This is a genomic window from Arcicella sp. GW821-FHT09D11, assembly GCF_059416265.1.
The window spans coordinates 905784-919371 of the sequence record NZ_JBWKOV010000002.1; the positions used below are offsets into that span (position 1 = coordinate 905784).

Consider the following 13588-nt stretch of genomic DNA (forward strand, 5'->3'; position numbering starts at 1 on the left):
CGCACCCTAATAGAAATTATCTCAAAGCTTAAGGCTCAAAGCTCATAGCTGACCGCTATTTAAGCTTCTCATTCTCCAAATGCCTAGTAGCATCACGTTTGGTTTTCTTATCTAGGTTTTTTTGTAAAGCTTCTGTCAAATTGATACCTGTTTGATTCGCCAGACATATCAACACGAATAATACATCAGCCATTTCGTCCCCTAAATCTTTAGCCTTGTCAGATTCTTTTTCAGATTGTTCGCCATATCTGCGAGCAATTATTCTGGCTACTTCACCCACCTCCTCAGTAAGCATCGCCATATTAGTCAATTCATTAAAATAACGAACGCCAATGGTTTTTATCCAATTATCAACCGTACTTTGTGCTTCTTCGATAGTCATTTTTGATGGATTGTTTTACTGAAAAAACTACCCATAAAGCCACCAAACAAACAAGGAAGAGGCGAAATATAAGTAGAGAATTGATTGATATTAGGAAACTTGGCTTCTATCCCTAAAAACTGCGCAAGATAAAAACCAGCAAAAATTCCGACTGTTAATTGAATAGCTGAAATCCAACCCTTTTTAGGTTCTAGGTAGCCAATTAATAAGGCTGAAAGTAGAATAACAAAAAGTGGCCAATGTACCACATTAGCATTTAGATTTACTGCTACAATCACCAAAGTGGCAGCAACCGTTACAATAGTATTGCGTATCATTTTAAAAAGACTAAATTTTATGCTTCGAATCTATCACAATCGTAACAGGACCATCATTAATAAGGGATACTTTCATATCAGCCCCAAATTCACCTGTTTGTATATTCTTACCCAAATCTTTCGATAACTGTTGTATCATTTGTTCGTACAAAGGAATAGCAACCTCTGGGCGAGCCGCCTCAATAAAACTCGGTCTGTTGCCCTTTTTGGTACTGGCGTGTAATGTAAATTGACTAATCAGTAAAATATCACCATTTATTGCATTGATGTCGAGATTCATTTTACCTTCTTCATCAGCAAAAATTCTCATGCCAACAATTTTCTTAGAAAGCCATTCTACGTCATCCAAAGTATCTGCATGAGTAATCCCTAATAATATCAAAAAGCCAGTTTGGATACTTCCTTTTATATTCCCCTCTATTTTTACCGAAGCCTCAGCAACTCTTTGTATAACTGCAATCATAATCTACATCAAGAAAAAAACAATTAATAAATAAATGCCATAGCCTAAAAGGTCGTTGGTGGTGGTGATAAACGGCCCCGAAGCAATGGCTGGATTAATCTCAAACTTATTCAGTACCAAAGGAGTAATTGTTCCCATGAAAGATGCTAATAAAACAACTGCAAATAACGATAAAGACACCGTTAGCGATAATTGAACATTAGCACCATCTACCGCTAATGAACCTACAAAAGCTACTACACCAGCGATAAAGGCATTCAATAAAGCTACTTTTAAGACCTTCCAGAGACGTTCCTTTAAAGGAATATCAATACCAGATTTATCGGCTAAACTTTGTACAATCAGTGAAGAAGATTGAATACCTACATTTCCACCTGTTGAACCAATTAAAGGAATAAAGGCAGCAACTGCGGCCGTAATTTCAATAATATTACCAAGCGTGTCGATGAGTTTTGCCGCAATAAAGCTACCAAACATACCAGCAATCAACCAAGGCAAACGAGAACGCACCAAAAGCCAAACGCTATCGTCTTCTTCTACGTCTTCCGAGATACCAGTCATCGCTTGTACGTCTTCTTGTGCAGACTCAGTAATAAAATCAACCACGTCATCAATGGTAATTCTACCTAACAAACGCCCTTGGATATTTACCACAGGGACAGCATCCAAATCGTATTTCTGCATTACATCAGCAACCTCTTCACCTTTGGCTGTCGTTTTTACAGAAACAATATCTTCATCATATATATCCGATACTTTCGCCCCTCTTTTAGCAAGAATTATTCTTTTTAAAGACATCCTTCCTAATAGAATACTCTCATCATCAACCACATAGACGGCAGATACATTTTCTACATCCTCGGCTTGTCTTCTTATTTCTTCGATACATTCTGTAATAGACTGCTTTATGTTGATTTTGATTAACTCTTTTTGCATCAAACCACCCGCAGAGTCTTCGTCGTAGTGCATCAAATCGTTCACAAAACGAGCTTGCTCTCTGTCTTTCAACAAACCGATAATATCCTCAGAAATATCTTTAGGTTGTTCGTTCAGAATATCAACGGCATCATCTGAATCCAACACGTCGATGTATTCCGCAATTTCCTTTGCTGAAAAATTCTTGAGGAATTTCTTACGATCATCGGCATCAAGATTCGTGATGATTTCAGCACCTAATTTTTTGTCTAATAACCTTACTAAATAATGAGATTCTTCACCGTTCAACTCATACAAAATATTAGTTATATCTGCTGGATATAACTCTCCCATTTCAGCAACGATTAACTCATTTTCTTGCTGAGTGATGGCAGTCTGTATTTTTTCTAAGTATTCCTTTGTGAGTTCAAAAGGAGTAAGTTCAAAAGGTTGTTGATTTGTCGATTCCATGTTTTTGTAGTCCCAACAATTATTTGGATGGACTAAATAGTTAGAGAATTTTACTCAATAATAGGAGCATTATCTTCGGCTAGCCGAGTTAATTCAAGAAAATCGGCCACGGATAATTGCTCTGCTCGTTTATTTAAAAACGGATTTTCTGGTAATTGTAAGGCTCTCAAGGCATTTCTTAGTGTTTTACGGCGTTGATTAAAGCCCATTTTCACAATAGCCTTAAATTTACTTTCGGATACGCCCAAATCCGATACATTATTTCTTTTTAGTCGAATTACGCCAGAGTTTACTTTTGGCGGTGGCGAAAATACTTCAGGACCCAACGAAAAGCAGTATTCGATATCGTAAAATGCCTGCAAGAGGACACTCAGAATACCGTAATCTTTATTACCTGGCTTTGAAGCAATCCTTACTGCTACTTCTTTCTGAAACATACCCGCGATTTCTGGTACATAATCTTTATAGTCGAGGACTTTAAATAAAATCTGTGAAGAAATATTATAAGGGAAATTGCCTACAATGCCGAATTTTTGACCGTTGAAGAAGGTCGATAAATCCTGATGTAAAAAATCAGCTGAATGGATTCTTCCCTTCAATTGTGGATAATGTATATTCAGGTATTCAACCGACTCACGGTCTAGTTCAACTACCGAAGTTTCATATTCTGTATGTTGTAATAAAAATTGAGTAAGTACGCCCATTCCTGGTCCAATTTCCATCACTTGGTCGTAGCCCCCATGAAGTGACATCAGCTCTACAATTTTTCTTGCTGCCTCTAAATCTCTTAGAAAATGTTGTCCTAGACTTTTTTTAGCTCTTACGTCTTTCAATGATTCTGTCGTTGGTTTTTGGATGTTAAATAATGTCAAAAAGACTAATGAATTGCTTTTATTCCTTAAAATTACGCCGTTTTTTGTACTTTTAAGATAAAATTTCGTTAAAATCGAAAAGGAAAATAACCAAGAACAAAAGCTATGCGTTGGTCTCATAAAACAAAAGAAGAATTAATCATAGAAATTCGTCACCTCAAAAAAGAATTAAGAGTATTAGAAGCCAATGAAAGAGCAGGTGAAATGCCCCCTTCAATGGCTGCTGAGTTAGAAAAGGCTGTAGAGAATCTTAATTTAGTAGGGATGGTGCTAGAGGATAACGGTACGATATTGTATTGTAATGCCTTTTCAATGAGGATGTTAGGGTATCAGCCAGATGAATTGATTGGAAAAAACTTTTTTGATGTATTGGTGCCTAGTGAAGAGAAGGTGCAACGAATAACCTCTTTTCAAGATGCCATGGAAAAAGGAGGATTGTTTGACCAAAAAGAAAGAACAATGCTTGCAAAGAGTGGGCAAGTAAAATACGTTGAATTGAATTCTACCATTTTCAATGATGCGGGTGATGATACAAGATATTTAACAATTATAGGCGAAGATGTTACCGAACGCAGAAAAGTAGCCGAAGCCTTAGCACGCTCGAATGCTCAATTGCAGGATTTAATCACCAATACTACCGACGTAATTCAAATCACGAGTATTTCTGGGCGATTTTTGTATGTAAATAAGTCGTGGTTAGAAACCATGGGTTATGAGTCGAATGAATTAGCTGCCTTAAGACTAAAAGATATTCTCCATCCAGACTTTGCCAAAGATGCTCTTGAAAAATTTGAGAAGGTAAAGAATGGGGTAAATATACCAGACTTTGAAGTAGTTTTTAGAAGAAAAGATGGTCGCCGACTTTACTTAGCGGGTTCAGTAAACTGTCGTTTCGAGAAAGACGTACCTACTGCTTTTCGCTGTATTTTTCATAACTCAACGGCCAAAGTAAGGGCAGAGCGAGCATCAAAGTTATATGCGAGTATTGCACAGGCAACGATTCGCTCTACCAATTTAGATGATTTATATGTTAACATTCATAAAGAATTAGGAGAAGTAATTGATGTAAAGAATTTCTTTATCGCTCAATACGATTCTGCAAAATCCTTCTTGTATTTTCCTTATTATGTGGATGAATATTTTGATAGTCGGGTGAATTTTACCAAACGAAAGTTGGGGAACGGGCTAACAGAATATGCCATTGCAGCAAACAGACCTTTAATTTTGAGGGATGATGACATTTTTAAATTGGCCGAAGACAAAACAATTTATCTATATGGTGTAGTACCCAAAGTGATGATTTGTGTGCCTTTGAGGATAGGCAATAAAGTAACGGGAATCATTGGCTTAAAATCTTATGAGCGTCAGAACAAGTACGAACAAAAAGATTTAGAGTTACTAGACTTTATCTCTGGTCAGGTAGCCTTAGCTATTGCTCGTAAACAAGCAGAAGATATTTTGGCACGTGAAACAGCCCGATTAAATGCTATTATTGAAGGTAGTTCACACTTAATGTGGTCTGTGAACCGTAAGATGTTGTTAACATCTTTCAATAAAGAGTATTCTCAATTGATAGAAAACCAATTAAATGTAAAACCACAATTGATGTTGAGTACTGAGAAAGTTGGTTTCAGAATGGTTTCGACGACAGATAGGAGGGTATTAGAAGAAAAATATAAAGCTGCATTTAGGGGAGAGCAACAACATTTTGAAGTAAAGCTAGATTCGGAAGATGGTAACCCGAATTGGATAGAAATTTATCTCAATCCGATTTTCCTAAATAATGGTATGATTGAGGAGGTATCAGGGATTGGGCGAGATATAACCGATTTAAAGAAATATCAGCAAGACATTGTTAAAGCAAAAGACGAAGCTGAACGTTCGTTAAAAGTAAAGGAGCGGTTTTTGGCCAATATGAGCCACGAGATTAGAACACCTATGAACGGTGTAATCGGGATGATTGATTTATTGAACGACACCGTACTGGATATAGAACAAAAGGACTATGTTCAAACCATCAAAAAATCATCAGAAACACTCTTACACATCCTAAATGACATTTTAGATTTAGCTAAAATTGAAGCGGGAAAAATGGCTTTGCACGAAGCACCAATTGTTTTCAAAGATGTTTTTGATAGATTACAGGCACTTTTCTCGCAGATTGCTGCTAACAAAGGAAATAGAATTATCTGCGAATTTGGTGAGAGTCTGCCAGAGTTTGTGATTGCCGACGAGACACGTCTTTTACAAATTTTGTCTAACCTTACTTCAAATGCGTTGAAATTTACCGAGAATGGAACCGTAAATATCAAGGTGAATCTAGTACAAAAAAGAGGTAAGTTTAATAGAATACGTGTTGACATCAAAGACTCTGGGATTGGTATTACAGAAGAAAACCTGAAAATGCTTTTCAATGCGTTTCAGCAAGTAGATAATTCTACTAAAAAATCCTTTGGAGGAACAGGCTTAGGATTAGCGATTTCAAAAGAGCTTTGTCGTTTGATGAAAGGAGAAATAGGCGTTTACTCTGACTGGGGTAAGGGTTCTACCTTTTGGTTTATCATCGAAATCAAGCAAACGGATATTAGCCCAATGATGGCTAAAAAAGACGAAGTAGCGTTCCAAGTTGTTGGTCATTTTAGCGATATCACCCCTTATATTTTGCTAGTAGATGATAATGCAACCAACCGAAAAGTGGCCAGTGAAATCATGCGAAAAGCTGGATGTGAAGTAATTACAGCCGATTCGGGTAAGAAAGCAATTGCTTTGGTAGAAAAATCATTAGGAGAAAAACCTTTTGATGTAATATTCATGGATATTCAGATGCCTGAGATGGACGGTGTCGAGACTACTCATCGATTAAGAGCATTGTCAGATAACCTGCCACCGATTATTGCCATGACGGCCTATGCCATGCGAGAAGACCGCGACCGTTTTATGGCCAATGGAATGAATGACTATGTGCCTAAACCTATCAGAGCTGAAATTTTGGTAAGAAAAGTAAGAGAATGGGTTGAAAGAGGAAACAATCACAAAAAGAATCCTATTAAAACAATTGGTACGGCAGGTTCAATGAAAGCTGAGATAACCTCAGTAACAGATGATAAATCGCTTGAAAAAGTAAATACTCCTGCTGAAATCTCACTAGATTCCTTGCCTGTGCTTGATCAAGAAATTATCAAACAGCTTGCCAATAGTGTTGGCGGAGATATGAGTTTCGTAAGTTCTATTCTGGAAGGTTTTGAAGAGGAAGCTACTGAACAGATTCACCTTGCAATTGAAGGTTTTCATTCAAGCAATTGTAAACAAGTACAAAGCGAGCTACATACTTTAAAAGGTAATTCAGGAACATTGGGAGCATCTCGTTTACACGAAATAACAAGGATTATTGAAGAAAAAGCCAAACATTGCGATTTTACGTTTTTTGAGAAGGAAATCTTGATTTTACAAGATGAATTTGAAGCATTTAAAGAAGCTTATAAGAAGTTATAAAATATAAAAATAGGTACAATGCCCAAAGCATTGTACCTATAATGAGTGTGTTAAGCAGTACTATATTCTAATAGAATTTTAGCAGATAATTATTTTGTTGATGAAAAAGTCAAGAAATGACTTTACAGTAATTCAAAAAAGTTTGACAAAAATAAAACATGTTTTTTGATATTTTCAAATTTTTTAAAATATCAAAACAACACAAGATTAGATAATTGATTGTATTTTAATTATTTAACATTCCAGTTGATAATTTTAGGGTTAGTCATGACAGAATTTATAAATTTATGAATTAAATTACTTGCTTGAAAATCTTCAATTTTAGGTTTTTCTTACTTTATCTAAAACAAAATATGCGAATAACTACTAGAATTCAACTTATGTTTATGATGTTCCTGATGTTTAGTACATGGGGAGCTTGGTACGGGCAAATGGGTAAGTATTTGCCAGTGGCACTAAATGCTAATGGAGATCAGATTGGAAATGCATATGCTACTTTTTCAATTGCTTCGATTTTTGCACCTTTTTTTGTGGGGCTGATTGCTGACAGATATTTTTCGGCACAAAAAGTAATGGGTGTTTTGAATTTATTAGGAGCTGTCATTTTATATTTCCTAATTCAAAACAAAGACGCAGATACTTTCTTTTGGTATATTTTAGCTTATACCTTGACTTTCGCACCCAATTTGGCTTTGTCTAGTTCAATTGCAATGAACCAGATGAAAGACCCTGGTAAAGAATTTCCTCCCATTAGAGTATTAGGAACGGTTGCTTGGATTGTTGTAACCAATATTATTGGATACTATGAGATTGGAGATAAAGTAACAATCTTCCAAATAGCTATGTTTACTTCTATTGCTTGGGGTATTTATGCTTTCACTTTACCTAATACCCCTCCGAAAGCTACCGGTACAGCCTCTGTTTCGCAAATTTTAGGTACAGACTCATTTGTACTTTTTAAAGACAGGTCTTTCTTAATATTCTTTATATCATCGGTGCTAGTATGTATTCCATTGGCATTTTATTATGCTCATGCGAACTTGTCACTCACAGAATCACACATGACCCATGTTGAGAATAAAATGTCTTTAGGGCAAGTTTCAGAAGTGCTTTTTATGCTTTTGATTCCTTTTGCTTTGCAAAAGTTTGGTATTAAAAAGATGTTAATCGTGGGTCTTATCGCTTGGATTATCAGATTTATCTGTTTTGGCTATGGGGATGGTATTTCATCAGAATGGATTTTGTATTTAGCTATTATCCTACATGGTGTTTGTTATGATTTCTTCTTTGTTACTGGGCAAATTTATACAGATAACAAAGCTGGCGATAAAATCAAGAACTCGGCACAAGGTTTAATTACATTGGCTACTTATGGTGTCGGAATGGGAATCGGCTCGTTTCTTTCTGGGAAAGTATTGACAAAATATACTACTGGCGATGTCCACGATTGGACTTCTGTATGGATGGTACCTGCTGGTATTGCTGCCGTAGTGTTAATTCTGTTCGTGGTATTTTTTCACGATAAAAAAACAGAAAAATTAGTGGAATAAAAGATTTTAATTATTAATTTTAATACTCCTAGAAAACGCTTATTACTAGACAAAGCTTTTGAAAGCTTATATCTTAAAATTATCATTAGCGAAAGCTAATCTTAATTAAATATAAATAATTTAAGATATTGAAAACAATTTCTGGTAATAAGCGTTTATACTTGTAATGTAACAACATTAATTTTGTTGTCGATTACTAATCTGTTCTCTTCTTTATCAAACTATATTTTTTTAGGATTTTGCCCCTTTTTTTGATTAAACTCTTCTACAATTTTTTCAATTAGCTCTGTAAGACGTAGGTCGGAAGAACGGAGTTTGTAAACATTATCCATTAATCTTGCACCCTTTAAACTATCATACTCAGGTGCGATAATGATAATTCTTTGTCTCCAATTATTGGGTAAAGAATCTTTGCAAACTTTTATCCGGCTTTTAAGTAATTCGGATGTTTTTTTTAGGTCATTTGATGGCATACGAATGTCAGAGCGTTTATATTTGTACCCTACAAATTTTGTTAGACATAATTTGTTAGGTACTAGGTCGATTTTATGTATTAATGATGAATAACTTGATAATGCAAAGCTATAGTTATATGAGTATAACTCAAAATTTACAGTAAATAAATAAGAATAAATCAACTTTAATTATTAAAGATAAATACTAATACTTCTTGAGAATTAGATTATTTACCCAGCACACACATGAAACGAATTGAGGACAGAGTAAGAGTACTAATTGTAGAAAAAGGAATGACGTTATTACAATTAGCGACTCAATCAAAAATTACCGAAGCTACTTTACATGCTATTTTAAATAGAAACGATGCAAAGTATTCTCAGTTGAAAAGAATGGCGGAAACATTGAATGTAAAAGTGGCTTATTTAACAGGTGAAACAGATATTCCTTCGATGTCTGTAGTACAAGAATCAGAAGCTGGCTATGTTGCGTTGAAAGCTGATGATGTAATTGAAATGCAAAAACAAATTATAGAGCTACAAGGTAAATTACTGATGCAAAATACTCCTAGAGAAAACTGACCCAACGTTGGGTCATAGTGATTGATAATCAGAATATTATATTGAAATTAATATTCTGATTATCAAATATTTATCGGTTGAATTTTTCTTTTAAACGTAATAATGGCGTTTCGATAAAACGGAAGGATAAGTCACAAACAAGGATAGTTAAACCGATGGCTGACGTGTATAGAATGACGTTAAAAACAGGAAGGCTCAGGCTATTCCCCAAGAAGTAGTGTATCGCATTGATACAGAACACAATAACTGCCGAATGGTAGATATAAATGCCGTAAGAAATCTTACCCAAGTAATGAATAATTGGGGTTTCTAGGTTGAGTATTGTATTAGGGTTTGCTGCTACATTGATGATGAAATAGCAAAAGAAAAAGCCATGAAATTCAAGATTGAAACCCGGAATATAGACATTTGAACCAATTATCAATACTGTTATGGTATAAACGATAATCTGAGTGCTCTTTTTGAATAAAAAAGATAAAATCTTTTCTTGCTTACTAAAAACTAAATACGCCCCAATTCCTCCAATTACCATTGTTAGTATTCTAAACTGACTAAAAAATAGGGCAAGATTTTCATAAATCTTGGCTTTGGTTGCTTCTGGTAAATCACTCAGTTTTAGAAAATAGAAAGACGTACTCCCTACTATTGCTACAAATACTGCTACTACAATTAAGAATGATTTTAATGGATTTTTCCTTTTAATAATCCAAGGCCAAATAGCGTAAAATTGTTCTTCAATACCAATAGACCAAGTTTGGGCGCATAAATAGGGTGCTCTATAAAATACAAAACCTACATTGGGAAGGAAAAGTAAAAAGAAAGGAAGTCTTTTATAAAAATTAACATCATAATTAAAGTCATTTCCCAGAGGGCCATAGAAGAAAGAAAACTCTGGAAAGACAAAAAAAGCTAACAAGACGATGATATAATACAATGGCCAAATTCTCAGGATTCGCCTGATATAAAAATCCTTGGTAGAAATATCTCCTCTTCTATCTTTTTCACTCAACAAAAGGTAGGTAATCAAGAAACCACTTAATACAAAAAATAAGCCCACGCCCAACTTCCCCATATTTTTTAAGATAAAGAAATCATAAAAATTTTCAAGACCCATCAAGTATTTTATTTGTTCTGTATGATGAATGAGTACTGAAAAAGCGGCAATAAATCGAACTCCATTTAAATTAGGGAAATAAACTGATTGATGAGATTTTTGCATTATTTGCTTTAATATTGGTTAGTTTTAATAATGTAAGGATAGTTGAGTCCAAGTATTTTTGAAAAACTACTATCGGACTATTTTGTAAATAAACCAGGTCTCGTTATGATTGTGTGAAGGATTTAAAACGTAAGCAATGTTATCTATAAAACTTGGTTCTATGTTAGTATCGTGTTGTAAGTTGGGGAATATTTTCTTCATCATTGCAAGCCTTGCTTCTAAATCTGCTGAGCCTACCAAAATTAAATAGTTGGGATATACCTTTTTCCCTGATTTAAGCTCGTTAGGCAACTCTTCAAGTTTTTTAGGCGTATCGATATCATAATAGTCTAATCGTCTGTTTAAATAAAAGATAGCCACTGGTTGCGAAGCCTGAAAGTTCTGGACAACAAAATTCTGAAGGTCGCCTTTTTCTCTGAAATAATTCATACTTTCCACCCTCGAACGTTTGGTGTAGGTTACTGAAAGAATACAAAGTAAGATAGTATTAAGGACAATAAACCAATAGACCAGCACCTTAGTAGTAGTCCTGAACCATGCTTTGTTTTGTAATGTTTCGTAAATATCTCTGAAGCCAATTACACCCAATATCAAAAAGAAAGGAATAAAAGGCAGGATGAATCTTTCTTGTTTATTGGGATAATAAGAGTGAAAAGCAAAGAAAAATAATGAAGCCAAAAATAGTATTCGTCTGTTGCCCGCTTGGGTGGCTGTTTTGAAATATCCTGCAAAAAATAATAAGGAAGACAATCCTAAGGTTAAGCCCGCCATTGTTCCGATATACCTATGCCAAGGACCATTAGGATAAATCTCAATATTCTTTGCATCAGCATTGAATGTAAAATAAGCTTTGATGGAAGCAATAGGATTACCCCAATACACATAATCAAAAACACCCTGAGTGAGTAAATAAAAAACAATGCATCCGAACCCAAATAGGATAGCTCTTTGCCACTGATTTTTGGTCAATAACCAAGCTAGCCCAATCGTAAAAGGAATAAATACAATTTGATAACGGAATACAAAAGCTATCACAAACCAGAAAGCCGACCAGAGAACAGATTTGTTGTCTAATTTTGGGTTGATAGCATAATAACAGGCAATTAATAAAGGAGGGATACAAACAAATTCTCTTAGATTTCTAACCGACATAAATGGGAATACCCAAAATACAGCTAATAATAGCCCAACGATTTTTGCATCATTTTTTCGGTTACTTAAGCGTTCCGTCAGTTTATAGCCATAATAAATGCTTAGTAACGAGAAAAGGCTATTGACGATTCTCGCGAATAACATTTTTGTTTCTGGATTGGTTGTACCAAACCATTCGCAAGTAGCAAAAATTAAATAATGAATATAGGGGTATATTAAACTAAACAGATAGGCTTCACCATTTACTAAAAAATCTTGTGTAAAGGGAGAGTCAATTTTATCGAGCAAATTTTGTGCAAGCACAACTACTTCATAATGGTCGTCTGTAAAAGCATATCCTTTAGAAAAAATAATAGATAATACCCTGAAAAAGAGACCAATAAGTAATATCTTCTTAAGATTTAAAGAATCTAAGTATTGTTGCATAATGTAATTGCCTAAATTGTCGTGCAAAATTAGACATTTTAAGAGCAAAAAGAAAGCTGATTAAACATCTAGCAAAATTCTGAATGTAGTCCCTTTATTTAATTCCGACTGTTTTACAAATAATTTACCATCATGGTATATTTCAATAATACGTTTTGCCAACGTTAGCCCTAAGCCCCAGCCTCTTTTTTTAGTACTAAATCCTGGATTAAAAACCTTGCTGACATTTTGTTTAGAAATCCCTTTGCCACTATCACTTATGTCGATGGCAATTTTATTGTTTTTGGTTTCAGATAAGGTGATTTTTAAAGAGCCAACGCCACCCATGGCATCAACGGCATTCTTACAAATATTTTCGATTACCCATTCAAATAGGTAGCGATTGATATTAACGGTTTGCTTTTCGTTAAGTTGATTATCAAATGAAAAAATAATTTTAGTAGAAATCCTTTTTTGCAAATACGACATAAAAGTCTCTATTGTTTCGATAATATTTTCTGGTTTCAATACTGGAATAGAGCCAATGTTTGAAAAACGAGTTGTAATAATATCTAATCGGGTAACGTCTTTTTCTAACTCCTTAACGATTTCAGGGTCATAGGTTGGGTCATTTTTGAAATATTCCACCCATGCCGTAAGGGATGAAAGGGGAGTACCCAATTGATGAGCAGTTTCTTTGGCCAAACCTACCCAAACTTGGTTTTGTTCCGAACGCCTAGAGGCATCAAAAAACAAATAAGCTGCCAAGCCAAAGACTAATACTACTGCTAATTGAAAAAGGGGATAATAACGAAGCAAATCTAATAAACGGGAATTGCCATAATAAATATATTCCGTGTGCAGTGTCATATCGAGCTCGATAGGTGGGTTATCGTCTCTGATGATTTCCTCTAGTTTTTGCTGTAAAAAGGTTTGTTGTGCTTTAGAACTCAAGCCCTCGGGCATTTCTATGTTTCTAGCAGTCAAATACCCGTTTCCGTCTTTATGAATGATGGGAATGGTATTGTTCTCATTCGATTTTTTTATTTTCTCAAAGAAAAAATTTACATCCTGATTAGGGTCGCTGGTCATGGCATATTTCAGCGATTCAGCATATAATTCTATTTGCTGTTTTTCACGTTCTTCGAGTTTTGAAACTATTTTGTCGGTAAAGTATAAAGAAAATATACCGACAACCAAACAAAACCCTAAGAAGGCTACTTTCCACCAAGTATTACGGCTATAAATATCTACAGATAAAATCATAAATAATATGCTAAATAAGCGATTTTAATATCAGGCAATTAGTTTTT

Annotated in this window: 12 protein-coding genes; 3 read left to right on the forward strand and 9 right to left on the reverse strand. The window is 34.8% G+C overall.

Annotated elements, in window-relative coordinates; translation table 11 throughout:
* Nucleotides 1–55 precede the first annotated feature (55 nt).
* Genes AC07N0_RS08940 through rsmA form a run of 5 tightly spaced genes read right to left on the reverse strand, consistent with a single transcriptional unit; the run spans nucleotide 56 to nucleotide 3420 of the window.
* Nucleotides 56–382, reverse strand: coding sequence for a nucleotide pyrophosphohydrolase (locus AC07N0_RS08940; protein WP_184132504.1), 327 nt, complete (start codon nucleotides 380–382; stop codon nucleotides 56–58).
* The gene (locus AC07N0_RS08945; RefSeq protein WP_494588899.1) at nucleotides 379–699 is read right to left on the reverse strand and encodes a hypothetical protein; all 321 of its coding nucleotides are present in this window, start codon (nucleotides 697–699) and stop codon (nucleotides 379–381) included. The genes AC07N0_RS08940 and AC07N0_RS08945 overlap by 4 nt, the downstream gene beginning before the upstream one ends.
* A 10-nt stretch (nucleotides 700–709) precedes the next feature.
* On the reverse strand, nucleotides 710–1162 hold the full coding sequence (gene dtd / locus AC07N0_RS08950; protein WP_492802355.1) for a D-aminoacyl-tRNA deacylase: 453 nt from the start codon (nucleotides 1160–1162) through the stop codon (nucleotides 710–712).
* Between the two features lie 3 nt (nucleotides 1163–1165).
* Complete coding sequence (gene mgtE, locus AC07N0_RS08955; protein WP_494588900.1) at nucleotides 1166–2548, reverse strand: magnesium transporter; 1383 nt, start codon at nucleotides 2546–2548, stop codon at nucleotides 1166–1168.
* Nucleotides 2549–2598: 50 nt separating this feature from the next.
* Nucleotides 2599–3420 (reverse strand): 16S rRNA (adenine(1518)-N(6)/adenine(1519)-N(6))-dimethyltransferase RsmA, encoded by an 822-nt coding sequence (gene rsmA, locus AC07N0_RS08960; protein WP_494588901.1) that lies wholly within the window; start codon nucleotides 3418–3420, stop codon nucleotides 2599–2601.
* A gap of 105 nt (nucleotides 3421–3525) precedes the next feature.
* On the opposite strand from rsmA, the gene AC07N0_RS08965 reads away from it, so the two are divergent.
* Both AC07N0_RS08965 and AC07N0_RS08970 read left to right on the forward strand, forming a co-directional pair.
* On the forward strand, nucleotides 3526–6912 hold the full coding sequence (locus tag AC07N0_RS08965) for a PAS domain S-box protein (RefSeq protein ID WP_494588902.1): 3387 nt from the start codon (nucleotides 3526–3528) through the stop codon (nucleotides 6910–6912).
* Between the two features lie 353 nt (nucleotides 6913–7265).
* Entirely contained in the window at nucleotides 7266–8462 is a 1197-nt protein-coding gene (locus tag AC07N0_RS08970) for a nucleoside permease (protein ID WP_494588903.1), read from the forward strand.
* Between the two features lie 221 nt (nucleotides 8463–8683).
* On the opposite strand, the gene AC07N0_RS08975 is transcribed toward AC07N0_RS08970, so the two are convergent.
* On the reverse strand, nucleotides 8684–8935 hold the full coding sequence (locus AC07N0_RS08975) for a hypothetical protein (protein WP_492802361.1): 252 nt from the start codon (nucleotides 8933–8935) through the stop codon (nucleotides 8684–8686).
* Between the two features lie 228 nt (nucleotides 8936–9163).
* Here AC07N0_RS08975 and AC07N0_RS08980 point away from each other — a divergent pair, with 228 nt between their 5' ends.
* Nucleotides 9164–9499 carry a helix-turn-helix domain-containing protein gene (locus tag AC07N0_RS08980; RefSeq protein ID WP_492802363.1) on the forward strand — a complete coding sequence of 112 codons (336 nt, stop codon included), beginning with the start codon at nucleotides 9164–9166 and terminating at the stop codon, nucleotides 9497–9499.
* Between the two features lie 70 nt (nucleotides 9500–9569).
* Here AC07N0_RS08980 and AC07N0_RS08985 read toward each other — a convergent pair whose 3' ends face one another.
* From AC07N0_RS08985 to AC07N0_RS08995, 3 genes are all read right to left on the reverse strand, one after another.
* The gene (locus tag AC07N0_RS08985; RefSeq protein WP_494588904.1) at nucleotides 9570–10718 is read right to left on the reverse strand and encodes an acyltransferase family protein; all 1149 of its coding nucleotides are present in this window, start codon (nucleotides 10716–10718) and stop codon (nucleotides 9570–9572) included.
* A 69-nt stretch (nucleotides 10719–10787) separates the two neighbouring features.
* A complete protein-coding gene (locus AC07N0_RS08990; RefSeq protein WP_494588905.1) occupies nucleotides 10788–12296 on the reverse strand; it encodes a glycosyltransferase family protein in 1509 nt (502 codons plus the stop codon).
* Nucleotides 12297–12356: 60 nt separating this feature from the next.
* On the reverse strand, nucleotides 12357–13541 hold the full coding sequence (locus tag AC07N0_RS08995) for a sensor histidine kinase (protein ID WP_492802368.1): 1185 nt from the start codon (nucleotides 13539–13541) through the stop codon (nucleotides 12357–12359).
* Between the last annotated feature and the right edge of the window lie 47 nt (nucleotides 13542–13588).